The 26430-nt window shown below is 43.4% G+C and carries 28 protein-coding genes and 1 riboswitch; of the genes, 13 read left to right on the top strand and 15 right to left on the bottom strand.

Features of this window, described 5'->3' with window-relative positions; genetic code table 11:
• Positions 1-70 precede the first annotated feature (70 nt).
• The gene (locus L1D37_RS11585; protein WP_239847973.1) at positions 71-1234 is read right to left on the bottom strand and encodes a nucleotide sugar dehydrogenase; all 1164 of its coding nucleotides are present in this window, start codon (positions 1232-1234) and stop codon (positions 71-73) included.
• 152 nt (positions 1235-1386) lie between these two features.
• On the opposite strand from L1D37_RS11585, the gene rfaD reads away from it, so the two are divergent.
• The 4 genes from rfaD (at position 1387) to L1D37_RS11565 (ending at position 5353) form a co-directional block, all read left to right on the top strand.
• A complete protein-coding gene (gene rfaD, locus L1D37_RS11580; RefSeq protein ID WP_239847972.1) occupies positions 1387-2328 on the top strand; it encodes an ADP-glyceromanno-heptose 6-epimerase in 942 nt (313 codons plus the stop codon).
• A gap of 124 nt (positions 2329-2452) precedes the next feature.
• A complete protein-coding gene (gene lpxM, locus L1D37_RS11575) occupies positions 2453-3409 on the top strand; it encodes a lauroyl-Kdo(2)-lipid IV(A) myristoyltransferase (protein WP_239847971.1) in 957 nt (318 codons plus the stop codon).
• 113 nt (positions 3410-3522) lie between these two features.
• The gene (locus L1D37_RS11570) at positions 3523-4269 is read left to right on the top strand and encodes a glycosyltransferase family 25 protein (protein ID WP_239847970.1); all 747 of its coding nucleotides are present in this window, start codon (positions 3523-3525) and stop codon (positions 4267-4269) included.
• 4 nt (positions 4270-4273) lie between these two features.
• Positions 4274-5353, top strand: coding sequence for a glycosyltransferase family 4 protein (locus L1D37_RS11565; RefSeq protein ID WP_239847969.1), 1080 nt, complete (start codon positions 4274-4276; stop codon positions 5351-5353).
• A gap of 451 nt (positions 5354-5804) precedes the next feature.
• Here L1D37_RS11565 and L1D37_RS11560 read toward each other — a convergent pair whose 3' ends face one another.
• The gene (locus L1D37_RS11560) at positions 5805-6572 is read right to left on the bottom strand and encodes a glycosyltransferase family 2 protein (protein ID WP_239847968.1); all 768 of its coding nucleotides are present in this window, start codon (positions 6570-6572) and stop codon (positions 5805-5807) included.
• Between the two features lie 9 nt (positions 6573-6581).
• A complete protein-coding gene (locus tag L1D37_RS11555) occupies positions 6582-7613 on the bottom strand; it encodes a UDP-N-acetylglucosamine 2-epimerase (RefSeq protein WP_239848037.1) in 1032 nt (343 codons plus the stop codon).
• Positions 7614-7745: 132 nt separating this feature from the next.
• Here L1D37_RS11555 and waaA point away from each other — a divergent pair, with 132 nt between their 5' ends.
• Positions 7746-9008, top strand: coding sequence for a lipid IV(A) 3-deoxy-D-manno-octulosonic acid transferase (waaA, locus tag L1D37_RS11550; RefSeq protein WP_239847967.1), 1263 nt, complete (start codon positions 7746-7748; stop codon positions 9006-9008).
• 16 nt (positions 9009-9024) lie between these two features.
• On the opposite strand, the gene L1D37_RS11545 is transcribed toward waaA, so the two are convergent.
• On the bottom strand, positions 9025-9738 hold the full coding sequence (locus L1D37_RS11545) for a 3-deoxy-D-manno-octulosonic acid kinase (protein ID WP_239847966.1): 714 nt from the start codon (positions 9736-9738) through the stop codon (positions 9025-9027).
• Positions 9739-9834: 96 nt separating this feature from the next.
• On the opposite strand from L1D37_RS11545, the gene L1D37_RS11540 reads away from it, so the two are divergent.
• From L1D37_RS11540 to L1D37_RS11530, 3 genes are all read left to right on the top strand, one after another.
• Positions 9835-10899 carry a glycosyltransferase family 9 protein gene (locus L1D37_RS11540; protein ID WP_239847965.1) on the top strand — a complete coding sequence of 355 codons (1065 nt, stop codon included), beginning with the start codon at positions 9835-9837 and terminating at the stop codon, positions 10897-10899.
• Between the two features lies 1 nt (position 10900).
• Positions 10901-11383, top strand: a complete 483-nt coding sequence (coaD, locus tag L1D37_RS11535) for a pantetheine-phosphate adenylyltransferase (RefSeq protein WP_239847964.1) — start codon at positions 10901-10903, stop codon at positions 11381-11383.
• Between the two features lie 242 nt (positions 11384-11625).
• Positions 11626-12378: a glycosyltransferase family 25 protein gene (locus tag L1D37_RS11530; RefSeq protein ID WP_239847963.1), complete on the top strand. Its 753-nt coding sequence runs from the start codon at positions 11626-11628 to the stop codon at positions 12376-12378.
• A gap of 80 nt (positions 12379-12458) precedes the next feature.
• Here L1D37_RS11530 and L1D37_RS11525 read toward each other — a convergent pair whose 3' ends face one another.
• The 6 genes from L1D37_RS11525 to radC form a co-directional block, all read right to left on the bottom strand.
• A complete protein-coding gene (locus tag L1D37_RS11525; RefSeq protein ID WP_239847962.1) occupies positions 12459-13463 on the bottom strand; it encodes an NAD-dependent epimerase in 1005 nt (334 codons plus the stop codon).
• Positions 13464-13554: 91 nt separating this feature from the next.
• The gene (gene mutM / locus L1D37_RS11520) at positions 13555-14364 is read right to left on the bottom strand and encodes a bifunctional DNA-formamidopyrimidine glycosylase/DNA-(apurinic or apyrimidinic site) lyase (protein ID WP_239847961.1); all 810 of its coding nucleotides are present in this window, start codon (positions 14362-14364) and stop codon (positions 13555-13557) included.
• A gap of 3 nt (positions 14365-14367) precedes the next feature.
• Positions 14368-14904 (bottom strand): hypothetical protein, encoded by a 537-nt coding sequence (locus L1D37_RS11515; RefSeq protein WP_239847960.1) that lies wholly within the window; start codon positions 14902-14904, stop codon positions 14368-14370.
• Between the two features lie 204 nt (positions 14905-15108).
• On the bottom strand, positions 15109-15276 hold the full coding sequence (rpmG, locus tag L1D37_RS11510; RefSeq protein ID WP_002535344.1) for a 50S ribosomal protein L33: 168 nt from the start codon (positions 15274-15276) through the stop codon (positions 15109-15111).
• Positions 15277-15289: 13 nt separating this feature from the next.
• A complete protein-coding gene (rpmB, locus tag L1D37_RS11505) occupies positions 15290-15526 on the bottom strand; it encodes a 50S ribosomal protein L28 (RefSeq protein ID WP_004728407.1) in 237 nt (78 codons plus the stop codon).
• 291 nt (positions 15527-15817) lie between these two features.
• Positions 15818-16492, bottom strand: coding sequence for a DNA repair protein RadC (gene radC, locus L1D37_RS11500; RefSeq protein WP_239847959.1), 675 nt, complete (start codon positions 16490-16492; stop codon positions 15818-15820).
• Between the two features lie 225 nt (positions 16493-16717).
• Here radC and coaBC point away from each other — a divergent pair, with 225 nt between their 5' ends.
• From coaBC to lpxL, 3 genes are all read left to right on the top strand, one after another.
• Complete coding sequence (gene coaBC, locus L1D37_RS11495) at positions 16718-17959, top strand: bifunctional phosphopantothenoylcysteine decarboxylase/phosphopantothenate--cysteine ligase CoaBC (RefSeq protein WP_239847958.1); 1242 nt, start codon at positions 16718-16720, stop codon at positions 17957-17959.
• A gap of 139 nt (positions 17960-18098) precedes the next feature.
• A complete protein-coding gene (slmA, locus tag L1D37_RS11490; protein WP_004741428.1) occupies positions 18099-18689 on the top strand; it encodes a nucleoid occlusion factor SlmA in 591 nt (196 codons plus the stop codon).
• Between the two features lie 39 nt (positions 18690-18728).
• The gene (gene lpxL / locus L1D37_RS11485) at positions 18729-19709 is read left to right on the top strand and encodes an LpxL/LpxP family Kdo(2)-lipid IV(A) lauroyl/palmitoleoyl acyltransferase (protein ID WP_239847957.1); all 981 of its coding nucleotides are present in this window, start codon (positions 18729-18731) and stop codon (positions 19707-19709) included.
• Positions 19710-19841: 132 nt separating this feature from the next.
• On the opposite strand, the gene pyrE is transcribed toward lpxL, so the two are convergent.
• Both pyrE and rph read right to left on the bottom strand, forming a co-directional pair.
• Positions 19842-20483 carry an orotate phosphoribosyltransferase gene (pyrE, locus tag L1D37_RS11480; protein WP_239847956.1) on the bottom strand — a complete coding sequence of 214 codons (642 nt, stop codon included), beginning with the start codon at positions 20481-20483 and terminating at the stop codon, positions 19842-19844.
• Positions 20484-20589: 106 nt separating this feature from the next.
• Complete coding sequence (gene rph / locus L1D37_RS11475; RefSeq protein ID WP_019826449.1) at positions 20590-21306, bottom strand: ribonuclease PH; 717 nt, start codon at positions 21304-21306, stop codon at positions 20590-20592.
• A gap of 248 nt (positions 21307-21554) precedes the next feature.
• On the opposite strand from rph, the gene L1D37_RS11470 reads away from it, so the two are divergent.
• Positions 21555-22421, top strand: a complete 867-nt coding sequence (locus L1D37_RS11470) for a YicC/YloC family endoribonuclease (RefSeq protein ID WP_239847955.1) — start codon at positions 21555-21557, stop codon at positions 22419-22421.
• 279 nt (positions 22422-22700) lie between these two features.
• Here L1D37_RS11470 and L1D37_RS11465 read toward each other — a convergent pair whose 3' ends face one another.
• The 3 genes from L1D37_RS11465 to L1D37_RS11455 form a co-directional block, all read right to left on the bottom strand.
• The gene (locus tag L1D37_RS11465) at positions 22701-22913 is read right to left on the bottom strand and encodes a cold-shock protein (protein ID WP_017071067.1); all 213 of its coding nucleotides are present in this window, start codon (positions 22911-22913) and stop codon (positions 22701-22703) included.
• Positions 22914-23226: 313 nt separating this feature from the next.
• Complete coding sequence (locus L1D37_RS11460; protein ID WP_026084101.1) at positions 23227-23652, bottom strand: phosphate-starvation-inducible PsiE family protein; 426 nt, start codon at positions 23650-23652, stop codon at positions 23227-23229.
• A 215-nt stretch (positions 23653-23867) separates the two neighbouring features.
• Entirely contained in the window at positions 23868-25238 is a 1371-nt protein-coding gene (locus L1D37_RS11455; protein ID WP_239847954.1) for an NCS2 family permease, read from the bottom strand.
• A gap of 58 nt (positions 25239-25296) precedes the next feature.
• Positions 25297-25396: riboswitch (purine riboswitch) on the bottom strand.
• Positions 25397-25697: 301 nt separating this feature from the next.
• On the opposite strand from L1D37_RS11455, the gene gmk reads away from it, so the two are divergent.
• The gene (gmk, locus tag L1D37_RS11450; protein ID WP_017629495.1) at positions 25698-26321 is read left to right on the top strand and encodes a guanylate kinase; all 624 of its coding nucleotides are present in this window, start codon (positions 25698-25700) and stop codon (positions 26319-26321) included.
• Positions 26322-26430 lie beyond the last annotated feature (109 nt).

Below are 26430 nucleotides of genomic sequence, written 5' to 3'. Positions count from 1 at the left end.
ATCGCCACTAAACAGATAGATCGAGCTGTTAACATCTGGTCTAATTAGCACGAGCTAAAATAGAACCAAATCAATCACTACCAAACAGATCTCGTGTGTACACCTTGTCTGCCACGTCTGCGATCTCTTCGACCATTCGATTTGAAACAATCACATCGGATACCGCTTTGAACTCAGCAAGATCAGAATAGACTTTCGAGTTGAAAAAGTGCTCTTCTTTCAATACCGGCTCAAACACAACAACTTCGATACCTTTAGCTTTCAAGCGCTTCATGATCCCTTGAATGGAAGAAGCACGGAAGTTGTCCGAACCTGCCTTCATGATCAAGCGATAAATGCCGACCACTTTAGGAGAGCGCTTGATGATTGAATCCGCAATAAAATCTTTGCGGGTACGATTAGCGTCAACAATAGCACCAACGATGTTGTTTGGTACATCTTGGTAGTTAGCTAATAGCTGTTTGGTATCTTTGGGTAAGCAGTAGCCACCATAACCAAACGAAGGATTGTTGTAGTGATTGCCAATTCGAGGATCTAAGCCTACTCCCTCTATGATCTGGCGAGAATCCAATCCATGTGCTTCCGCGTAAGAATCAAGTTCATTGAAATATGCAACGCGCATTGCTAGGTAAGTATTAGAGAAAAGTTTTACGGCTTCAGCTTCGGTTGAGTTGGTGAACAAAACATCGATATTCTCTTTCTCTGCACCTTCAACAAGAAGATTTGCAAACACTTTAGCTCGCTCAGAGCACTCACCAACAATAATTCGAGAAGGGTTCAAATTATCGTACAACGCTTTACCTTCACGCAAAAACTCAGGGGAGAACATGATATTTTCGCAGTTCAGTTCTTGTTTGATACGCTCAGTGTAGCCAACAGGTACCGTTGATTTGATGATCATCACTGCTTTCGGATTTACTGCTATCACATCTTTGATAACAGACTCAACGGAGCTGGTGTCAAAGTAGTTGTTTTTAGGATCATAATCGGTAGGCGTTGCAATGATGACAAACTCAGCACCTTTATACACTGATTTGTCGGTCGTCGCCCTGAAGTTGAGCGCTTTATTTGCCAGAAAGTGTTCTATTTCAGCATCAACAATAGGCGACTGCTTATTGTTAAGCATTTTCACTTTTTCATCGATGATATCCACTGCAATCACTTCATGATGCTGTGCTAACAACATCGCATTTGAGAGACCTACATACCCTGTACCGGCTACTGCAATCTTCATGATAATACCTATAGTTTTGAGCGATTAACTCAACAAAATTTATAACTTAGCTTGCCGTATCATACTCCGGTTGGAGAATTATTCCACTAGCCCGCCTTATCCATTCCTTGCTATACTCGTGATAGTTTTGTATTCAAAAGAGTTAGAGAATTATGATTATCGTAACCGGTGGTGCTGGCATGATTGGCAGCAATATTGTTAAGGCGCTTAACGAAGCGGGCCACAACGATATTCTAGTCGTCGACAACTTAAAAGACGGTAAGAAGTTTAAAAACCTTGTCGACTTAGACATCACAGATTATATGGATCGTGATGACTTTCTAACTCAAGTAATGGCTGGCGATGACTTCGGCCATATTGAAGCGATTTTCCACGAGGGTGCATGCTCTACAACCACTGAGTGGGATGGCAAGTACATGATGCTTAACAACTATGAGTACTCAAAAGAGCTGCTTCATTACTGTGTCGAACGTGAAATTCCGTTCCTATATGCCTCTTCCGCTGCAACGTACGGTGAAACTGATACTTTCATTGAAGAGCGCGAATACGAAGGTGCATTGAACGTATATGGCTACTCAAAACAACAGTTTGATAACTACGTTCGTCGCTTAACGGCTGATGCAGCAGCGCACAACGAGACACTTTCACAGATCGTAGGCTTCAGATACTTCAATGTTTATGGCCCGCGCGAACAACACAAAGGTAGCATGGCATCAGTTGCCTTCCACCTAAACAATCAAATGAACGCTGGTGAAAATCCAAAACTGTTTGCAGGCAGCGAGACCTTTAAGCGCGATTTTGTTTATGTTGGTGATGTAGCGGCAGTAAACCTGTGGTTCTTAGAAAATGGCGTTTCTGGCATTTTCAACCTCGGCACTGGCAATGCAGAGTCCTTTGAAGAAGTCGCAAAAGCTGTGATCAAATATCACGGTAAGGGAGAAATTGAAACCATCCCATTCCCTGAACACCTAAAAGGTGCTTATCAAGAGTTCACCCAAGCTAACCTAACGAAGCTTCGCGGTACAGGTTGCGATATTGAATTCAAATCTGTCGCCGACGGTGTTTCGGAATATATGAAGCTTGTTAACGCATAACACTTTTTCAAATATTGCTTTAATGATGGGCTCAGTTGGTGAACCTATCATTAAAGCAAATGTAATCATTTCCTGAATAGCGAGCTCATAGCTAGCTCTCTGATTAAAATAATGTAGTGAATGAATGACCACACAACGCAATGATTTTGATCCAAAAGCTTACAATCCTGAGTTTGAATGGGGTTTTCTAGCACCTAAATACTGGGGAACTTGGATTGCTGTTTTGTTATCGTCTTTAGTCTGCTTCTTGCCTAATAGCATTCGTTTAACATTAGCTAAGTTTATGGCTAAGCAAGCGGTAAGAATTAAGAATAAGGCTAACCACCGAGCTCGTGTGAATCTTGAGATGTGTTTCCCTGAGCAATCTATCGAAGAGCGCGAAGAAACTCTCTATCAGTCATACGTCACTTCCATCTCATTTTTGATGGGGTTTGCTTCACTGACACTCAAGAGTAAAAGTTGGCTAGAGAATAACACTTCGATAAACGGCCTGAGTAACCTAACCGATATTACAGACAGTGGCGAGAATGTTATCTTGTTAGTACCACACACGTGGGCTATCGACATCCCTGCAGTATTACTCGCATCACGTAATCTACCGGTGTCTGCAATGGCGAAAGCTCAGAAAAACAAACTCAGTGACTGGTTGATGCATCGTCAGCGAGTGCAATACGGCGGCCGAGTTTATGACCGTAGTGGTGGTATAAAGCCTTTCATCAAATCCGTTAGAGATGGTTACCTAGGTTATTACCTTCCAGATGAGGATCTTGGTCGCGAGCACAGTGTCTTCGTTGATTTTTTTGCTACACAAAAAGCAACTATTTCAGGCCTTGGTCGATTATCTAAACTGAGCAAGGCTAAAATTGTTCCACTATTCGCTCAATACGATAGCAACACTGGCCAATACACTCTGGACTTCTACCCTGCTCTACCCTTCCCTACAGGAAGCGAAGAACAGGATGCTCGTATGATGAATCAATGCATTGAAGATTATGTAAGCAAAAATCCTGAGCAATATATGTGGATCTTAAGACTACTTAAGACTCGCCCGGAAAGTAATGACAACCCGTATCACAGATAAACATAAACCTGAGATATTATAGATGAGAAATCATACAACTAGAGCATTCACGCTCCACAAAGATCCTATCATGTTTATTATTACCCGATCGCTTAAGATGTAAGAGAATTACCATGACTAAAATTTTTGTCATAAACTTAGAATCTTCGACAGAGAGAAAAGAGAACATTAGTCGTCAACTAGATGAACTATCTCTTCCTTTTGAGTTTTTTTCTGCGATAGATGGCCGAATGTCTCCTCCTCATCCGCTACTGAAACTTTATAACGATGATTTAAGCCAAACATACAGAGCAAAGACACTGAGTGCGGGACAGCTAGGATGCTATGCAAGCCACTTTTTATTATGGGAAAAGTGTGTTGAACTCAATCAGCCAATAATCGTAATTGAAGATGATGCTCTTCTATATAAAGAAGAATTCCTTAACTTCATTCGAGATATTAGTGATATACCAGAAAATGTAGAGTGTGTGAGATTATTCAAAAATAAACGCCGTAAATATGATTCTTACGAAGTGTTCGAAGCTAAATCCACTAGTATTCATAAGTTCACTAAAGGGCATATGAGTGCAACAGCCTATTTCTTGAGGCCTTCAGGGGCGAATAAATTCCTTGAACATTCAAAAGAGTGGTATATGGCCGTAGATATTTATATGGACCGATTCTGGCAAAACGATGTTGAATGCTATGGAACCGCAGCTCCTTGTTTAACAAACGACCCTAAGTTTGATTCTGATATCGGGTATGAAAAACGCACTAGCACCAGAAGCTTATTCAAGAAATGTAAGCGTGAGTGGTTCAATTTAAACGAAACAATTCAACGTAATTTACATAATATAAAATTCAAATACTCGAAGCGGTAACTCAATGAAAATTCTTATTGCTAGTTCTTACTATCATGCTCGAAATAGCGTACGCCCTGAAGCCGAAATGTTTGTTGAAATGGTAAAGCAAGGCCATGAGGTAACAGTTATTACCCAAGGAGATGCAGAATACACTCAACGGTTTAGAGAGTGTGGGGTGAAAGTTATTGATGCATACCCTAATAAAAAGATTTGTTTAAAAACTATCAGGGCTTATAAGAAAGAACTTAAAAATAAAAGCTATGACATCTTTTATGCATTTAATTCCAAAACAATCCCAAACGCGGCGTTTGCTTGTATTGGTACAGAAACCAAATTAATCACATATCGCGGGACTACAGGCGGCCTACATCGCCATGATCCTTCCGCTTACCTTACTCACCTACACCCAAAAGTCAGCGGCATTGTTTGCGTATCAAAAGCTGTTGCTAACGACGTTAAAAAGAGAGCTTGGTGTGACAAAGAAAATGTAGTAACTATTTATAAAGGTCATGAACTAAACTGGTATACTGTTCAAGCAAATAAGCCGGAAGAATTTGGCTTAGATTCAAGTAAAGTCATTGCTGTATGTGCCGCGCATGTAAGGCCAAGTAAAGGGATTGATGTTCTAATTGAGGCTACACACTTTGTTGAAAACCCTGACTTCCACCTTCTTTTAATTGGCAGTGGTTACGAGCCTTACTTTGATATGGCCCAAAAAAGCCCTATGTCGGAGAGAATCCACTTCATTGGTCACAGAAAAGATGTTCCATCGATAATGGCAATGGCTGACTTTCAAATCCAGCCATCGATCAGTGGGGAAGGCCTTCCAAGAACGATCGTTGAAGCCATGGCTAATGGGACACCATCAATCGTAACGACAACAGGTGGCTCTCCAGAGCTAATTGAAGAAAACGAAACTGGTCACATTGTTCCCGTAAAAAACGCTCAGTTATTAGGTGAATCTATAAACAATATGGCAAATAATAAAGAACAATGCGTGGAGATGGGACGTAAAGCAAAGATCAGACTTCAGCGCTACTTTTCGTCATCAGAAACAGTAAAACAGCACATTAACTTTTTTGAAAAATTAACTAAGAAATAATTTAATGCTATTAGGGTAGGAGAAATGATTTAACCTACCCTAACAATTGAGTTTTTATCTTTGATAATTTTATTTATCACTTCTTTTTGAATCTTAACTATCGCATTTAGTTGTTCCGAAGAACTCAACTGGTAATTGTTCTTGTCATTGGCTAAGGGTTTAACCCTAATGTTTTTCCGTTCTAGACCATCTTACACCACAAGTAGTACATTTATCAGATAACTCAGGGACACTCTACCCCATACGCCTGATGAGAAGATAATGATTTCGTCCACACCTGAAAGCGTTTTATGTAGTCGCATCTCCGTCAAAACAATCCCGGTACCTAAAAGTAACTAGAACCACCTTCTACAATCAAACCACCCAAAAGTTATGGCCACAACCAAGGGTTAAGATCATCCCCTACATTGTAAATATCTGATAGGCAATACTCCAATTTAAAAGCCACTGGTTAGCTCCTTTCTTTTTCGATAAGCCACAAACCGACATATTTATTGAAATTCACTTGAGCGTAAGTCATCGCCATAATGAAGCCCACACTGCCATCCATAAAGCCACGGCGGATAATATAGACTAAGAAGAACGTCCATATAGCTCGCAGTAGAGCGAGGAATAAGCCGTGTGATTTCTTACCTTTACGATGGTATTTTTGAGAACCAAGCCAAGCATATTGCGCCGCTTTATCTAAACCATGACCATAATCACGATGGGTGTAATGAAGAAGAAAACCCTTCAATATCCCTGTAGAGCCTTGCTCTGGAACGACCGTCTCATGAACTTCATCAAGCGTATAACGAGAACCTTCTCTCTTAAACAGTCTTAATACTGCACGAGCACTGCGACCATGCTTAAGCGTTGTTCCATAGAGCGTCACTCCCCAAGGAAGTTTGTAAGCAGTGTGTTTGATTTGATCTTGTTTTAATAGTTCAACTAGAGCATTACTCATCTCTTCATCTAGAGCTTCGTCTGCATCAATTGATAGCACCCAATCACATGTCGCTTTATCTAGCGCTCGCTGCTTTTGCTTACCAAAGCCAGGCCAATCTGTGATGGTCACGTTATCTGTATATTTTTGGCATATTTCAACGGTTGCATCTGTTGAGCCACTGTCTAAAACAATTAGTTCATCGGCAATATCAACAACAGATTTAAGGCAAGTTTCAATTCGGTCTTCTTCATTCTTGGTAATAACAATGACAGACAGGGTATGTTTTCTCATTATTCAGCCCTAGAATTTCCAATAGTTTAATGATTTACGGATCTTAAAGTTACGAATCCAATTTTTGGGTTTCTTATCTTGCCAACCACTTTCTAGCACTTCGGTAATAGCACTCAGAACTCTCGCTGAGGATTGTCCATCTAAATATGGCGTTATCGATGGGCCATAATTAGCGATAGCTTTGTCTCTTGCTTCATCCGGTAGCATCGCTTGTTGAATTGCTGACTCTAACTGCTCTGCTTGAGTAATATTGATGAAGCTCGCTTGAGGATCTCGATTATTTACCGTAACAACTGGCTTATTGAGCAACAAAAACTCCTGAAATATCGATGAGTTATCACACACCATCACATCAGCACGATGCTGCATTTCAACCACTCGATCATTATCAAAGAACAGAAGGTTGTCGCCTTCCAACGCCTGATATTTTTCTCGTGTCTCTTGCTTCATTTTAGGATGCAGTGTGACTAACCACTGCCACTGGCTCAGCTTGCTTAGGCGCTTAAACTCTTCATAAACCAATTCAGCACAAGATAAGCTTGGTGAAAAAGTGGAAGCAAATAGAATTTGCGGCCTTTCAAAATGCTTGTCACTGGCTTGGTAATTAAACAAGCTATCTAGCTTCAACCAGCCGGTCTCTTTGACTTGAAAATAGCCACGCTGCTTAGCTAATGGTTCCAATGAGTTACTTCTTTCATGGCCTTCTGTGCAATACAAATCAAATAGACCACGCTCAGGATATAAGTTCCCTCGTTTACTCTCATTCAAACCGTGAAACACTTGCACCTTCAACCCTGGAATGAAAGCAGGAACGCGATCTCCGGGTACTAAGACAGCACAAGGGTTATAGGCGACAGCTTCTGTCAAAGACACGCGCTGCTCTTGATCTAATAAAAGATGTTCAGAAGCATCCTCACCAACGAGCAACCACTTTACGTCATGGCCAAGTTGCTTCGCGTAGTTATAAAATGGACGAAGGATAGCAAATGAGTAGTTTTGCTCGACATAGAGCAAAAAACGATAGGATTGATCGGTTTGAATAAGCGATGAGATAGAGTTCACCATTTCCGTTTGAAAGTGTCACTAAGCATTTAATTATAACGCTCTTTACTTTCGAGATTGAAGAAAATACTCTTCTCATTACTGATTTTACCCTCTGGTGTCACTGTTCTTATGCTTATACGACTTATATACACTCTTATATTGTCATTGGCCTCTCCACTACTCCTCTATGGGCTTTATAAGAGCAAACCCGGCAAACCAAGTTTCGGCAAGCGCTGGAAAGAGCATTTCGGTATCACGCCGCAAGTTCAAGGTAAAAGCCCTATCTGGATTCATGCGGTGTCGGTGGGTGAATCTATTGCTGCAATCCCTATTATCAAGCAATTGAAGCAGAGAGCACCAAATCAAGCCATCATTGTTACCACGACAACCAGCACAGGTGCTGATCAAATAGACAAGCTTGGTGATTTGGTCGAACATCGCTACATGCCGATTGATTTTTCTTGGTGTGTACGAGGCTTCCTTAAATCAGTTAAGCCAAAACAGATGCTGATTATGGAAACAGAGCTTTGGCCAAACACGCTGCATTGCGTCGCGAAAGCTGGGATTCCTATATCAGTACTCAACGCTCGTCTATCTGAACGTTCATGCCAACGCTACGCCAAATTCCAACCCGTGTTTAACCTTCTAGCTAATAACCTTTCTCAGGTACTCTGCCAATACTCTAGTGATGCGGAACGTTTTGTTAGGCTAGGCCTAGATAAAGCATCTGTGCATGTGACGGGCTCTATCAAGTTTGATATTGAAGTCTCTGCTGAACAAGTTGAAAAAGGCAAAGCATTGAGGAAGCAAATAGGTTTTGAACGCGCTGTCTGGATTGCTGCTAGTACCCACCAAGGTGAAGACGATGTTGTTTTAGATGCTCATAAGCAACTTTTAAAATATAACCCGAATGCACTACTGATCATCGTGCCTCGCCATCCCGAGCGATTCAACCAAGTGACAGAACTCGCGAGGCAGCACGGCTTCAACACCGTTACTCGAACTGGTCAGCAACCATTAACACCTGATGTTGAAGTCTATATAGCTGATACTATGGGCGAAATGTTGGTACTACTCGGCGGCGCTGATGTCTGTTTTATGGGCGGAAGCCTTATTGAAGATAAAGTTGGAGGGCATAACCTGCTAGAACCAGCAGCTCTACAGCTACCCTTACTGAATGGCCCTAGCTACTTTAATTTTAGCGAGATCACCGACAAACTGCTTGAAGCTCAAGCTGTCACTATTTGCCAAAACAGCAATGAAATAGCAGGCCAACTCAAAGAGCTGTTCACACAACCTAACTTACGTAAAGATAAAGGCTTAGCGGCTTATCAAGTGGTTGAGCAGAATCGAGGGGCGTTGGATAACACCTTACAATACATTATTGGCTAACAACCATTCGGTTTCGTTAGCCTTGGTAGCCTGTTAAAAGAGGCTCCCAATCCGACTCTTGCCATTGAATCTGGCGCTTGTTCACTTCTTTCAAGAACGAGCGCTTTAAGCGATTCAAGTTCCCTTCTTTCCAGTCATCACCCGCTTGCTGACCACACTTATCAAAGTCAATAATCCACACCTTTTGTGAATCATCAAGCAGGATATTATGAATGTTGAGATCAGTGTGATTAACCCCAGCATCGTGCATTTTACGTATTTCTTGACCAATTTTTTGATAGATATCCGCGCCTATCGGATTAGCTACCAAGACATCAACCAGATCTTTCGCATTGGGGATTCGTTCCGACATCAGATCTGCACGATAAAATAGTCCGCTTTTGGTCGCCCTAGCGGCAATAGGCTTGGGTACATTCACACCAGCAGTAGCTAATACATTAAGAACATTAAGCTCCATCGCGCAGCGCGTGCTTTCCCAATCAGAGAAACGATATTGGTCTTCAACGAGTTTGCCAAATAGCCCACCACGACGATAGTGACGCAACGCAACTTGCATTCCATCAAGCTGAATAAACCAGGTGGTGCCACGCCCCTGAGCACTTCCTGAAATAGATTCTCGTTGCTGCCAGTATTCTGCCTCAAAGATCTGAACCATATCATCCTCCGATACTTGAGCCAGAAGTTCAGGGTCATACCAAATTGTTTGGTTGTTGGTGCTAATCGTTTCCATCTATGAGGCCTTTGGGTCGCTTTTCGTCATTGCTATTTTACAACTAATGCGAGTATCTGCATAATCCTGATGTTATTCACTTTTTTCGGGCACTTTATGTCACTGTTCTCAACTGCACCTCAATCTCTTTGCATACTTCGCCTATCCGCGATTGGCGATGTTTGTCATGCTATTTCTGTGGTTCAAGCCATCCAGAAGCAGTGGCCTGAAACGAAAATCACTTGGATAACTGGGAAAATAGAAGCCATGCTGATCGGCGACCTGCCGGGTATTGAAGTGATTGTTTTCGATAAGAAACAAGGCTTCAAAGGAATGCGTGAACTATGGCGCCAATTGTCAGAACGAAAATTTGATGCGCTGCTACACATGCAAGCCGCACTCAGAGCCAGCGTACTTTCCTGGGGAATAAAGGCGAAGTGTAAGGTGGGATTTGGCAAAAACCGTACTCGTGAAATGCAATCACTCTTTACTAATCGCCACTTGCCTATTTCAGACAAGTTTCATGTATTAGATAACTTTGCCGAATTTGCTCGCTACATCGGTGTGCCCTTCGATAAACCCCAATGGGATATTCCTTTAACGCCGGAAGACGAACAATTAGCCATCGACACCATGGCTGGGAAACAAACCTTGGTTATCTCTCCTGCAGCAAGTAAAGATTCACGTAACTGGTTAACTGATCGATATGCTGCTATTGCCGATTATGCAGTAGAAAAAGGGATGCAAGTGGTACTGTGTGGATCTCCTGCTCCACGAGAGGTAAACCTTGGTAAGGACATCGAAGCGCTATGCCAATCTTCTGTCATCAATTTAATTGGCAAAACTAACCTAAAACAACTCACCGCTGTACTCAAGCATGCGAGCGTGGTAATCGCACCTGATACCGGTCCTGCACATCTGGCAACGACACAATCAACACCTGTCATCGGGTTATACGCACACAGTGATCCTCGAAGAACAGGGCCCTACAATGACCTTGATATCGTAGTCAGTGTTTATCAACAGCACGTAGAAGCGCAACAAGGGAAACCGGTTAAAGACCTTCCGTGGGGAACTCGAGCAAAAGGCGATGATTTAATGAAAGACATCACGCTCGACATGGTACAGCAGACTTTCGACAAAGCTTTAAACTCTATTAAAACACCAAGCAAGGACAGCTAATATGACCACACACGTTATCTACCCAGGCACTTTCGATCCGGTAACCAATGGTCACCTCGATATTATCGTCCGTGCTGCGAGCATGTTTGATCATATCACCGTAGGAGTGGCTGCGAGCCCAAGCAAAAAGACCATGTTTAAGTTAGATGAACGAGTAGAACTGTTGCGTGATGCCGTGTCTCACTTGCCTAATGTATCTGTTGAAGGCTTTTCTGGTTTGCTTGTCGATTTTGCCAAGCAACAGAAAGCTAACGTATTGGTGCGTGGTCTAAGAACAACCATGGATTTTGAGTACGAATTCGGTCTCACTAGTATGTACCGCAAGCTCCTACCAGGCCTTGAAAGCGTGTTTCTGACCCCTTCAGAAGAGTATGCTTTCCTCTCTTCGACTATTGTTCGTGAAGTCGCGATACATGGCGGCGATATAAGCCAGTTTGTACCACAAAAAGTTGCAGATGAAATTAAATTGAAAACGGTGAAATAATCCTGTATTCAAAAACAAAAATAGCGCCCATTGAGCGCTATTTTTGTTAATATTTATAACTTAATTCCCCCCCTAACACAGTCGCTCTTACACTACAGAGTCAGCAATAGTCAATCAGCTATACTGCCTCAATATTCTTGAAGCCCGTCACAACCATAATAGCTAAATAGGTGAACCGTCATTACAAAAAGCTAGGCTAGTGGTAACATGGTCACTACAAATAAAAAAATCAATATAGCTCTATGAAATCATACTGTATCACCTTAAAAGCGAATCATTGTAGGCAGAAATCAACAGCCGACGCCCTCAAGGATGTTCAGGTTGATTTTGAGTTTTTTATTGGAGTGGATGCGCGAGTCGATGATCACCCCTTACTAGAAAGAGTTAAAAGTAAGGAGTTTCTATACAATATGGGAAGAGTACACGCTATTGGCGAAGTCGGATGCTATGCAAGCCATTACCTCATCTGGCAAAAGTGTGTCGAGCTTAATGAACCCATTTTAGTTTTCGAAGATCATGTTGATATTGAAACGGACACTTTTCGAAATACTTTGGCCATTGCAAAGCAGCATATTGAGCAATGTGGTTATATTCGATTGCAAAACAGTAAGAACAAATTAAATTATCCAGTCTGTAAATACGAAAACCAAAACTTAGTAAAGTACTTAAAAGTACCTCAAGGGACTGCTGGCTATGCGCTATCTCCAAATGCCGCAAAAGCATTCATTAAACATAGTCAAACTTTTAGACACCCTGTTGATGTATTCTTGAGAAACACTTGGATCCATAATCAACCGATGTTTGGTGTCAATCAAGCTGGAATGCAACGAAATAGTAAGCCTTCGATCATTGGTAACCGTAAGCATCAAGGTAAAAAATGTTACTTTGTCGCCTCAATGAAGCTAATCAACAAATTGAAAAGCATGATGCTCAACCTATTAACAAACCTCAATCACTTAGTTGTTTTGAATAAAGAGTACAGCCCAAAGTTATAGAATGAGAAATGAAATAGCCTTGTGCTCAAAACAAAAATAGCGCCCATTGAGCGCTATTTTTAATTCAAAACCATCAACTATTACAGCGAGTAATAGGCTTTATACCAATCAGCGAAAGCTTTAGCACCTTCTTGGATTTTAACCTGGGGTTTGTAGCCAACTGCTTCAAACAGATCTTCCGTATCAGCGTAAGTCGCGTACACGTCACCTGGTTGTATTGGCATGAAGTTCTTCTTCGCTTCAATGCCTAAAGCAGTTTCCAATGCTTCAACGTAATCCATTAATTTAACTGGGCTACCATGACCAATGTTGAACACACGGTATGGTGCAGAGCTAGTTGCTGGCGAGCCTTGCTCTACCGTCCACTCTGGCTGTTTTGCTGGAATGCGGTCTTGTACACGAATAATGCCTTCAACAATATCATCGATATAAGTGAAGTCACGCATCATGTCGCCGTTGTTATAAATATCGATCTCTTTGCCTGCCACAATTAAATTCGCAAACTTAAACATCGCCATATCTGGGCGACTCCAAGGGCCGTAAACTGTAAAGAAGCGTAAGCCTGTTGTCGGTACTTCGTATAAATGAGAATAGGTATGCGCCATCAGTTCATTCGACTTCTTAGTCGCTGCGTACAATGAAATCGGGTGGTCAACACTATCTGCAGTGTGGAATGGCATTTTCTGGTTCAAGCCATATACCGAGCTTGATGAAGCATAAACTAAGTGTTCGACCTTGTTATGACGACAGCCTTCTAGAATAGCCAAATGACCAACAAGGTTACTATCAGCATATGCCATCGGGTTATCGATTGAGTAACGAACGCCAGCCTGCGCCGCTAAGTGAATAACACGGTCAAACTTTTGCTGTGCGAAAAGCTCAGCGATGCCTTCTCTATCCGCAAGATCAAGCTCGATAAATGTAAGGCTTTCATGTTCGATACGTTTAAGGCGATCATGTTTCAGAGAGACTTCGTAGTAGTCATTTAGGTTATCGATACCAATAACCTCATGCCCTGCCGCACATAGTCGCTCTGAAACTGCAGAGCCAATAAAACCAGCAACGCCAGTTACTAAATATTTCATTCTACTATTCTCAATTCGTATAATTATTGCAATTGTAGCTACTAGACCGTATATCTACTAGCTTAAAAAAGTGAACATAGGTTCAGTTTTTCTATACCTGACATTGAGAGCAAAAAAATGTATTCCTTTGCCCTACCTTTTGCTCTTCAAGCTTTTCACCACAACTAGGGCACTCTTCCCCCGCTTTTCCATACACTTGCAGTTCTTGTGCGAAGTATCCGGGCTTGCCATCTGCTTGGGCGAAATCTTTTAGGGTAGTACCACCTTGTTTGATAGCGGTCGCAAGTACTTGCTTGATCTCTCTAGTTAACAAGATCCATTCTTCTTTTGTCACTTTGCTTGCGGGGCGCAAAGGATGGATTCGTGAAGAAAATAGCGCTTCATTGGCGTAGATATTACCGACACCTACTACGACTTTGTTGTCCATGATGAACTGCTTGACGGCAACCTTACGCTTTTGGGCCTTCTCAGCGATGTAGTCAGCATTAAAGTCGTCAGTTAGCGGCTCAGGGCCAGAGCCAAGCAACACAGGATGAATCTCATCAGGCGCCGACCATAACCATGCTCCAAAGCGACGAGGGTCGTTATAACGCAGCACCTTACCATTAGTAAGCTTTAGATCCACGTGATCGTGCTTTGCCGCGGGGAAATCCGCATCTAATACGCGCAGTGAGCCCGACATCCCAAGGTGCACTATGGCAGTACCAGTATCAGTTTCAATCAACAAGTACTTTGCACGACGCGAGATCGAGCGAATCACCTGCCCTTCTAACAGCTTAAGCTCTTCTGGGATGTCCCAACGTAATTTAGGCGTACGAAAGGTAAGAGTCTTGATGGTCTCGCCGACTAAATGAGGTGAGATCCCCATACGGCTTACTTCAACTTCGGGTAATTCAGGCATAGTTTAGTCGTCCGATTTTGAGGAATTGTCTGAGTTAAGACTTGGAAACAGGTAGATCTCTTCAATAGACACCGCCAGCCACTGATCATTCCAGTTTTTTAATAACCAAAAATCAGGCAGCTGATAATATGTAATACGCTGGGGTTCTTCTTGGTCGTGATACCAAACTTCAACAGTGTGTGGTGTATTTAACCGAGGCGTAAGGTCTGTGTAGGTTTGTGAGTCGATTTCCGTGCCCACAAGCTCTTTCCAACGTTGTGACAGTTCTTGTGCATTCGTCGCTTGTTTTGGCTCAGGACCTTTCATTTGATAAACCCACTGACCATCTTCTTGTACGATTGACCACTTCGCAAAGTGCAAAGCTTGAAGTTCTGATTCAGGATTTAAGAGATAAGGGTAAGGACTGCTTACCTTAAGTTCTAATTCGGGCTCAGGTTCAATGAGATAAGCTTTGATCAATGTTGGAAGGTTTAACACGCCAATAAAAGCGATCACGCTTAACATGAGTATGTTGTTCCACCTACGTCCACGATATCTCATCTGATCCTGCTCATCTAACCTATTGAGTAATCAGTATATCGTGAAAGTGGCAATACTTTCCATGTTGCGCGGTTTTCTATCGAGTGGGCGCTATATCAAGTAAGAACAATTGAGTTACTCAAATTTTGGATATAAAAAAACCCAGCGATTAAGCTGGGTTTTTCAATTCTTTCTTCTACTGAAGAAGAGCAAAAAAAGCATCAATTACTTGATTTTCGCTTCTTTGTACATAACGTGTTGGCGAACTACTGGATCAAACTTTTTGATCTCAAATTTGCCTGGCATGTTACGCTTGTTCTTATCAGTTGTGTAGAAGTGACCAGTACCTGCAGAAGATACTAGACGAATTTTCTCACGAATGCCTTTAGCCATTGCTTAATTCCTCTTAAACGTTTTCGCCACGTGCACGGATATCAACAAGAACAGCATCGATGCCTTTCTTATCAATGATACGCATGCCTTTAGCAGTTAGACGTAGTTTAACAAAACGTTTTTCGCTCTCTACCCAGAAACGATGAGTTTGTAGGTTCGGCAGAAAACGGCGCTTAGTAGCATTGCGTGCGTGTGAACGGTTGTTACCCGTTACTGGACGCTTACCAGTTACTTGGCATACTCGGGACATGAATGTCTTCTCCAATCGTTTCAGCTCGATATCAACCTTGGTGGCCGAACCTCTCTATCAATTAAAATAGAAGGTAAAAACCGTTATGGAAAATCCATACAAGGCTATCAAAGGTCGCGCATTATACTAACTTGACACGCATTGCTCAAGACCCGAACAGATCCTTTTTACGGATTTCGTGATCTTTTTTTGTGCAGCGCAGCTTGCTTGAGTAATCAGAGCTGATTTTAGGTCTAAAAATGTGGGCGGAATAATAGCAGATTTAACGTAACTAACAACCTAAAATGTGATTCAAATCCATCCACGCTCTGCAAAAGAGACAACTTCGCCATCTCCAACGACAAAATGGTCGAGAATTCGGATGTCCACCAGCGCTAATGCATCGGTTAAACGGCGTGTGATTCGTCTATCTGCTTGGCTTGGCTCTGCGACACCCGAAGGATGGTTATGCGCTAAAATTAATGCCGCCGCATTATGATGGAGTGCGCGTTTGACTACTTCTCTCGGGTAAACCGATGCAGCATCGATGGTTCCTTCAAACATCACCTCGTCTTTTATTACCCTATTTTGATTATCTAGGAACAATATATAGAAGGCTTCTCGCTGGCGATCACGCAACATACTCGAAAGGTAAAGCTTGGTATGACTTGGACTGGTTAAGGCGTCCCCTCGAGATAAAGTCTCCGCGAGGTAGCGCTGCGTCATCTCTAACACAGCCTGCAGTTGAACGTATTTAGCCTGCCCCATTCCTTTATGAGCGCAGAACTCTGCCTCCGTTGCTGAAAAAAGATGCCTTAGCGAACCAAAATCTTTAATTAACTTGTCCGCCAACTCCAAAACGTTCATTCCTTGTGTACCCGTTCTAAGAAATATAGCTAATAGTTCAGCATCACTTAACGAATCTGGTCCTCGATTCAATAACTTTTCTCTTGGCATCGATTCGGCGGGCATTCTATTTATCGGCATATATAAAGCTAATCATTGGTCATGAACACGATCCATCAGCTTAATGAGCTTGCACTCAGAGATCCTTTGATGGAGATAAAAGGCAGCGAGTCCCTAACAAAATCGTGTAATTGATAAGTTTGATAACACCAACTTGATGAGCGTCAACTCTGTTCGAGTTCTGCTTCTAGGCACTCATCCTTTGTTCTGATATCGTAAGTCGCAGAAAAATTAAGGAACAGAATCATGCAAACACAGGTTAATCCACTGAGTAACGCTGACCAACAAGGCCTAGCAGGGAAAAAAATTCTTCTTGGTATTAGTGGTGGTATCGCTGCTTATAAATGTGCCGAGCTGACTCGTCGCCTAATTGAACGTGGCGCGCAGGTACAAGTCGTCATGACCAATGCAGCCAAGGAATTCATCACTCCCCTTACCATGCAGGCAGTCTCGGGAAGGCCTGTGTCTGATAGTTTGCTTGATCCTGCTGCTGAAGCTTCAATGGGACACATCGAGCTCGCAAAGTGGGCTGACTTAGTATTATTAGCCCCTGCAACCGCTGACCTTATTGCACGCATGACTGCTGGCATGGGTAACGACTTACTGACGACTCTGGTTTTAGCAACCGATGCGCCAGTTGCGGTATCTCCAGCAATGAACCAACAAATGTACAGCCACCTAGCTACCCAAGAGAACATAGCAACGCTAAAACGCCGTGGTTGTGAAATCTGGGGACCAGCTGCAGGCGAACAAGCATGTGGTGATGTCGGTATGGGACGCATGTTAGAGCCAATGCAGCTCGTACATCGCTGTGAAGACTTCTTCCAACCTAAGCCACTTGCTGGCCGTTCTGTGCTTATTACTGCAGGCCCGACTCGTGAAGCGATCGACCCTGTACGTTACATTACTAATCACAGCTCAGGAAAAATGGGCTATGCATTAGCTGAGGCAGCCGCGAAACAAGGTGCAACAGTGACTCTAATCAGTGGCCCTGTATCACTTGCGACACCAAACAAAGTAACTCGTGTTGATGTAGATAGCGCACAACAGATGTTTGATGCTGTTACAGCTCACGCTGCTCAACACGATATTTTCATCAGCTGCGCCGCAGTTGCTGATTATCGCCCTGAGACCATCGCAGACCAGAAGCTCAAAAAGGTCGATGGCAAAGACGACATGACAATTCAAATGGTTAAGAACCCAGACATCGTCGCCTCTGTTGCTTCAATGGCTGAAGGTCGCCCATTTACTGTCGGCTTCGCAGCAGAAACTCAAGATATTGAGAAATACGCCCGCGGCAAGCTGGAACGAAAGAATCTCGATATGATTTGTGCCAACGATGTATCTGTCGAAGGTCAAGGCTTCAATAGCAGTAGCAACGAGCTGCATCTTTATTGGAAAGGCGGCGATAAATCTCTGCCACTGGATAGCAAAGACACCCTTGGTTTCCAGATCCTCGATCAGATCCAACAACTCATTGTCGAATAAACACACGATTTAGCTCTGACAATCTGCTGACACCTCTCGATTCTGTTGACCTAGGTCTTACAAAACTAGGAAACAGAATTGAATGGTGTTTATAATCCTTCTTCACTCAATCCTCATCTTTAGGAAAGGAAGTAAATAGATGGCTGGTACTCGAAAATCAAACCGTCGTGAAGAAATCCTGCAAGCTCTCGCACAAATGTTGGAATCGACCGAAGGTGCTTCTCGTATCACAACGGTAAAGTTGGCCAAGCAAGTGGGTGTTTCTGAAGCTGCGTTATACCGCCACTTCCCAAGCAAAGCTCGCATGTTTGAAGGCCTGATCGAGTTCATTGAAGAAGCGTTGATGTCTCGAATCAACCGTATTCTGGATGAAGAGAAAGACACACTAGAGCGCATTCGCTTAGTGCTACAACTGATCTTAGTTTTCTCAGAACGTAACCCTGGCCTGACTCGAATTTTGTCTGGTCATGCTCTAATGTTTGAAAATGAACGCCTACGCGACCGCATAAACCAACTTTTCGAACGCATTGAGACGCAACTACGCCAAATTCTGCGTGAAAGAAAGCTTCGTGAAGGGAAATCATTCCCGGTTGATGAGAAAATCTTAGCCGCGCAATTGCTCGGTCAAGTTGAAGGCAGCCTAAATCGCTTTGTGCGTTCTGACTTCAAATATCAACCGACAGAAAACTTTGATGCTTATTGGGCTCTGCTAAGCGCTCAGATTAAGTAACAATCAAATTAAGTAGCAATCAAATCTTAAGTGATGGTTATGACGACGAAAACTTCTCCGACAAGCAGCACTGCACAACACGTTATTACTAAGCCGCCTTTTACTCTGGCGCTACTCCACCCTAAATATTGGGGTGTTTGGTTCGGCTTTGGGCTATTGGCGCTTATCGTTAACGTTCTACCTTACCGTATCTTATTGCTGTTAGGTCGCTCGTTAGGCTCTCTTGGTGCTCGTTATGGTAAAAAGCGTGTGGCAGTCGCAACACGTAACCTAGAGCTTGCCTTCCCAGATAAGCCAGCAGACGAAGTCGCAGCAATGGTCAGTGAGAACTTCAAGAACACCGGTATGGCACTGATCGAAACTGGCATTACTTGGTTTTGGCCTACGTGGCGCTTCAAGCGCATCCTAGTAGACAAAGACACTCAGATGCTGCGTACGCACAAAGCCAATGGCAAAGGCGTTCTTCTGTGCTGTGTACATGCCTTGAACCTAGAGATCACTGCACGGGCAATGGCCGTGCTTGGTATTTCAGGTTTAGGTGTTTATCGCCCGCACAACAACCCAGCTTATGAGTTCATTCAATACCGTGGTCGTACTCAAAACGGCAACCGTCTGATTCACCGAAAAGACGTGAAACGCATGATTCGAATTCTGCGTCAGGGTGAGATCCTTTTCTATCTGCCGGATCATGATTACGGTCGTAACAAGTCTGTGTTTGTGCCTTTCTTCGCAGTAGAAGATGCGTGTACTACCACAGGTACCAGCATTCTTGCGTACACCAGCCGATGTGCACTTGTTCCGGGTTCAGGTTTTAGAAATGCCGATGGCAAGTATGAAATCATGGCCGACGAGTCGATCGAGGATAACTATCCGCAAAAAGATGAGAAAGCGGCGGCGGCTTACATGAACAGCTATCTAGAGAAGATTATCTTACGTGCTCCTGAGCAATGGATGTGGCTACACAAGCGCTTCAAGACAATGGAAGACCCAGAAGCTGAACGCGGCATTCGTTATAAATAGAACTCCTATCCTTAGATAAGAAGCTCACTTCAATAGAAAAGTAAAAGGCCCGAAAGATATTTATCTCCCGGGCCTTTTACTTTTCTATTCTAAACTTAGAACACTAAACCGTTAGGTTCGACGCTTCAGGAGTTAGATTCCGTATTGAGCGCGGTAGGCTTTTACTGCGTCTAGATGTGCAGCATCTGCGCCTTTCTCTTCAAGGAAAGACACAAGGTCAGTCAGGCTAACGATTGAGATGATTGCACAACCGAAATCGCGTTCAACTTCTTGGATTGCAGACAGCTCGCCTTTGCCTTTCTCTTGGCGGTCGATAGCAACAAGAACACCCGCTAGATCCGCGCCGTTCGCTCGGATGATTTCCATCGACTCACGAATCGCAGTGCCTGCCGTGATCACATCGTCTACCAGCATGATACGGCCTTCCAGTGCACTACCCACTAGGTTGCCACCTTCACCGTGGTCTTTCGCTTCTTTACGGTTAAAGCAGTAAGGCGTGTCTACATCGTGATGATCTGCCAGTGCAACCGCTGTTGTCGTCGCGATTGGGATACCTTTGTATGCAGGGCCAAATAGTACATCGAACTCAATACCTGAATCAGCCAATGCCGCTGCGTAGAAGCGACCTAAGCGTGCTAGGTCACGACCTGTATTAAACAATCCAGCATTGAAGAAGTAAGGGCTCTTACGGCCAGACTTTAAAGTAAACTCACCAAACTTAAGTACTTCTTTCTCTAGTGCAAATTCAATAAATTCACGTTGATATGCTTTCATGTTCTTCCTCTACGTTTATTCAATAAAACTTAACTTACGCTCTGCACTACCCTTTCGAGTTTTACAGACAAAAAAATAGCCCCTTATGAAAGGAGCTATCTAAAAACTATTCTGCTAACGCCGACTTCTGCGCTTCAACAATATCGGCAATGCCCTTATTTGCCAGGGCTAAAAGCTGCATCAGCTCTTCGTGGCTGAACGGTTCGCCTTCTGCGGTGCCTTGAATCTCAATCATCTTACCGTCTTCCGTCATTACAACGTTCATGTCGGTATCGGCTGCTGAGTCTTCAACGTACTCAAGGTCACACAGTGCTTGTGCACCAACGATGCCCACTGAAACTGCCGCTACGTGGCCTTTCATTGGGTTCTTTTTCAGTTTGCCGCTTGCTAGTAGGCTGTTGATAGCATCAGCCATTGCTACGCTTGCACCTGAGATAGAAGCAGTACGTGTACCACCGTCTGCTTGGATAACATCACAATCGACAGTGATCATGATTTCACCCATGACTTTCAGGTCAACAACAGCACGTAGGCTACGCGCGATCAGACGTTGGATTTCCATCGTACGACCGCCTTGCTTACCGCTCGCCGCTTCACGACGGTTACGAGTGTGCGTTGCACGTGGCAGCATGCCGTATTCAGCGGTTACCCAACCCTTACCTTGACCTTTCAACCAACGCGGTACGTTTTCTTCTACCGTCGCATTACATAGAACTTTAGTGTTGCCGAACTCAACTAATACAGAACCCTCAGCATAAGCTGTGTAGTTACGAGTAATTTTAATTGGACGAATTTGATCTACAGCGCGGTCATTTGGACGCATTGGTATCTACCTTATTAACAGTCTGAAGTGATTTACTATCGAAAGAGTGCATCACCTAAGAAAGGGGTGAGACAGTTTTGATTGGGGCAAGATTATATAGCAGTTTATCTTTCAAATCTATTTGCCGTTCAAAGCTATTTATCTTGAAAGGCTATTTATAGTGAAAATCAATCGACTTCGGGTGCAACTCGTATCGTGATACTATGCGTGCGCGTTATTTTCAGAATGATAAAAGACAGGAAAATTCGATGATTTATAGTATGACCGCGTACGCACGCAAAGAAGTAAAAGGCGATTGGGGTACAGCAGTATGGGAAATCCGTAGTGTAAACCAACGCTACCTAGAAACTTACTTCCGTATGCCTGAACAGTTCCGTGGTTTAGAGCCACTCCTACGTGAGCGTTTCCGTAAGCGTCTAGCTCGCGGCAAGGTTGAATGTAACCTACGCTTCGAAGCAAACCCAGCAGCTAAAGGTGAGCTAAGCATCAACGAAGGTTTAGCACAGCAAGTAATTAATGCGGCTAACCAAGTAATGACCATGACTGGCGAAGAAAGCCGTCTGAACCCATTCCAAGTGATGAACTGGCCTGGTGTGATGGAAACTCCAGAGCAAGACATGGATGCCATCAACAAAGAACTGCTAGACGCATTCAACGATGCGATTGCAGAGTTCATTGACGCTCGTGCTCGTGAAGGTGAAAACATGAAAGCGCTAATCGTACAGCGCTTAGATGCGATCACTGAAGAAGTAGTGAAAGTTCGTGCACGCATGCCTGAAATCCTAGAATGGCAACGTGAGCGTCTGCTTAACAAGTTTGAAGAAGCGAAAATTGAGCTTGAAGGTTCTCGCGTTGAACAAGAGCTTATCCTGCTAGCACAGAAGTCAGACGTAGCCGAAGAGCTAGACCGTCTAGATTCTCACGTGAAAGAAGCCAATGCAGTATTGAAGAAAGGTGGCGCTTGTGGCCGTAAACTGGACTTCATGATGCAAGAGTTCAACCGTGAATCAAACACGCTAGCGTCAAAATCTATCAGCACAGACATCACAGCATCAGGTGTAGAGCTGAAGGTTCTTATCGAACAGATGCGTGAGCAGATCCAAAACATTGAATAACAGTCTGTTAATAGCAGTCTTGATTCACTAAAAATGAGCTCCTAGTTTTAGGGGCTTTTTTTATGAATACAACAATGACAATCACGGCAAGTCAGTGAGCAAGCAATTACGCAGGAGATTGTTTAGAGCAAAGGATAGATACAGCTATAGATAGAACCGAGCGGGTGTAACAAAGGGATTTAAGCGTTTTTTGAAGAGGGTGTTACGGTGAAACTGAGGGGGTTAGGCTTGAGAGAAAGTGACGCAAGTTGCTGTTGCAACCTGCGCCGACTCAAAATCTTATAGAGCTACAACGTTTGCAGCTTGAAGACCTTTTTGGCCTTGCTCTACTTCGAAAGACACTTGTTGGCCTTCTTTAAGAGTTTTGAAACCTTCAGAAGCGATAGCACGGAAGTGTACGAATACGTCAGCGCCGCCGTTGTCTTGAGTTAGGAAACCGAAACCTTTCTCTTCGTTAAACCATTTTACTACGCCGTTTACTTTGTTAGACATGATGTGTCCCTTATATAAAAATAAAAAATTAATCGCCAAAAAGTGCGATGCGCTGAAAGCTTGAATTATTTAATGTATCTATGAAGCTAAGGGAAACACTGAGAATAACAATGAAGCAATACTAAGGGTTTTACTTTACAACTGGATGTTTCATTTAATAACCCTGAAAACAGAGCGAGGACATTCTTGGTGATCCTAGCTAGGTTGTAAAGCGTTATTTAAAGAAAACGACGTTTTTTCGCTCAAGCTCCCCTTATTAAAAAACCCAGCGCTATCGCTGGGCTTCATTTATAAAGTCTTAACCTTCAAAGTTTTACTCATCTGGCTGTTTGGTTCGAAGATCCACATACGGCCAGTAATGATGTCCAACACGAATTAATAGTGTTGCTGCGGCCAAAATAAATGCCGCTAAAGATAACCAAACGATCAATACCGCATCGAGTTCTTTCATGCCCAAAGTAATGTAGCGAGCAATCGCCATCATCGCGATGTAGATAGGATACCTAACTGGAATCTTACCGTTCACCACAAACTGCTGAACCATGGCCAACACTTCGAGATAGATAAACATCAGCAGAATATCGGTCAGTTGCACTCGGCGTTCAGCGAATACATGCATGAACTCTTCGACCATCGCGAACAGGGTCGCCAGCGTGATCGCTACCAGCAGTACCGCTTCCATAATGTGGAATACTTTTAAAAACGGCTTACTAAAAGATTTAGGTAAGTGAGAAGGCATAGTCACTCTTCAAAAAATAATTAATCCAGTCTCTACAGTAGCATGCATCAATATAAGTCGCGTACTCTCAAAGCATCGACTTTAGGATAACGCCACCAGTTACACGTCTAGAAACGGCAAATACAAAAATGGCCCTACATTCGCTGTAGAGCCATTTATTGGTCTTTTACTGCCTGTTCTTAACAAACGCTCCTACCTAGTCCTACCTAGCTGCCTTATAGCAGAATCAGGTAAGTTAGGAACACCACACACAGTCCGTAGATTAGTGAGTGAACTTCTTTGCGCTTGCCCGCGACAACCATAGTGAATGCGTAGCTGATGAAGCCCATCGCCATACCGTTTGCTGGTGAGAAGCTTAATACTGTGAACATGATAGTGAAGAAGGCTGCAATGCGTGACTCTTTCTTTTCCCAGTTGATCTGACCAAGACGACCTACCATGTAGATGCCCACTACTACCATCGCAGGCGCAACCATAGCTGCCGAGAAGATAGAGAAGATTGGGTATAGGAATAGCGAGATTAAGAACAAACCTGCAACCATCACTGCCGCTAAGCCCGTCTTCGCACCTTGAGAAGAGGCAATGCCCGACTCAGAGAACGCGGTGATCGATGTTGTACCAAGAATCGAACCAATCACTGTACCACCCGCATCCGCCACTAGAGCTGACTTAGCGTTTGGCACCTTGCCATCTTTATCGATGATACCCGCATCACGACCAACACCAACAATCGTGCTCAAGCCATCGAAGAAATCAACAATCAGGAAGATAAGCACGATGAACAATAGGTCGAACATTTTCTCAGGTGTGAAAGCAGAGAAATCAAAGATAGCGCCGAAGCTGCCTGCCATGCTTGGTGGCATCGCAACTAGCTGCTCTGGGATTGGCGCGTTTGATGTACCCATGAATACGTCAGCAAGAATGGTCAACACGATAGCCGAAACGAACGAGATGAATGTCGCCAACTTAATGTCACGAACCATACAGCCAAGTGCGATGAAAATACTCACGTAAGCGATGATCACTTTTGGATCGGAAATGTCACCTAAGCCAACCAATACGAATGGGTTAGAAACGATGATGCCTGCATTCTTAAGACCCAAGAAAGCGATGAACAAACCGAGAGAAACCGTAATCGCCAACTTCAAATCTTCCGGAATCGACTCAATCATCGATTTACGAATATTGGTTAACGAGAACGCGAGGTAAAGAATACCGGAAAGGAAGATACCAAATAGCGCTTCATTCCAAAGTACCGCTACCGAACCACTTAGCAACAAACCTTTGAAGAAGCCGTTCATGCTCATACCTGGCGCAAGCATTACTGGATAGTTACCCCAAATACCCATGATTAGGGTCGCGATCGCCGCTGACAGAGCCGTCGCAGTAAACACGGCACCTTTATCCATGCCTGGAATATCACCCAGAATCGCTGGGTTGACCGCCAAAATGTAGCTCATTGCCAAGAAAGTAATGAAACCCGCGTACAGCTCAGTGCCAATCGTGGTTTTTCTTTCAGTGATTTTAAACATCGAATCAAGCGAGCCAGAGGTGTTCTGGGCTTTCAGGGTGGAATCGGTACTCACAACAAAACCTTTGCAATAAATTAAGAATTTGGTGATTCAAATGCTGTGAGAATAGAGAGGTCTCTACACTAAAAACTGTAGTCACCAAGGTAGGCTCGGTAGTAGAAACATCTAGTCCATATCACTAGACATATACAGCATTTAATCGTTTGCGCGGATTGTAAGGATTGAGATTAAAACTTCAACAAATTTTGTCCAGATCACATAAAAAAGTACCGATGACGAGTCATTACATTTCTACAAAGATCATCGAGAAGATCATTCGCTAATAAATAACGATCAAGCCAGTTGTTCTCAATCATCTAAATATGCTACTCTTCGCCTCCATTTTTCTGACCTAAATTTCACCAGTTGCCGCTATATACGCGCAATTACCGGAACGTAATTAAGGTCAGTGCTATCTTTTATAGTGTCGGTTTATCGCCTTCACTCAATCCAACCAACAGTGGAAATATACAGATGGGCAAAGGTACTCTTTACATCGTATCTGCACCTAGTGGCGCAGGTAAGTCGAGCTTGATCTCAGCAATGCTAGAAACCAATCCAACCTACGCAATGAAGGTATCTGTTTCACACACCACTCGCGGTATGCGCCCTGGTGAAGAAAATGGTGTTCACTACCACTTCGTAGAGAAGCACCACTTCGAAGACCTGATCAATAAAGGTGAGTTCCTAGAGTACGCTGAAGTATTCGGCAACTACTACGGTACTTCACGCGTTTGGATTGAAGAAAACCTAGACCGCGGTATCGATGTATTCCTAGATATCGACTGGCAAGGTGCTCGTCAGATCCGTGAACAGATGCCTCAAGCGAAGAGTGTATTCATTCTTCCACCATCAAATGGTGAGCTAGAGCGTCGTCTAAATGTTCGTGGTCAAGACAGCGACGAAGTTATTGCGAAACGCATGAGCGAAGCAAAGTCTGAAATTTCTCACTACAGTGAGTATGACTATGTGATCGTGAATGATGACTTTGATGCAGCCCTAATGGACTTCAGAGCAATCATTCGTGCGGAGCGTTTGAAAGAAGATAAGCAAGCAGCTAAATACAGCGGCATGCTTACAGCACTACTGGCGGAATAATCTAGAACTAGATTTTCCATTGAGATAAGTATACGGTGATCTAGAAAGTCTCTAGTTAAACTTGTATACTTTCTCGTCATCAAAAATTTATTAGTTAATTACTATTTGG

The sequence above is a fragment of the Vibrio sp. Isolate33 genome, from assembly GCF_022397895.1.
GTDB classification, from domain to species: domain Bacteria; phylum Pseudomonadota; class Gammaproteobacteria; order Enterobacterales; family Vibrionaceae; genus Vibrio; species Vibrio pomeroyi.
Note: the sequence above shows the minus strand (reverse complement) of the source record. Positions and strands in the feature narration are given on the sequence as shown.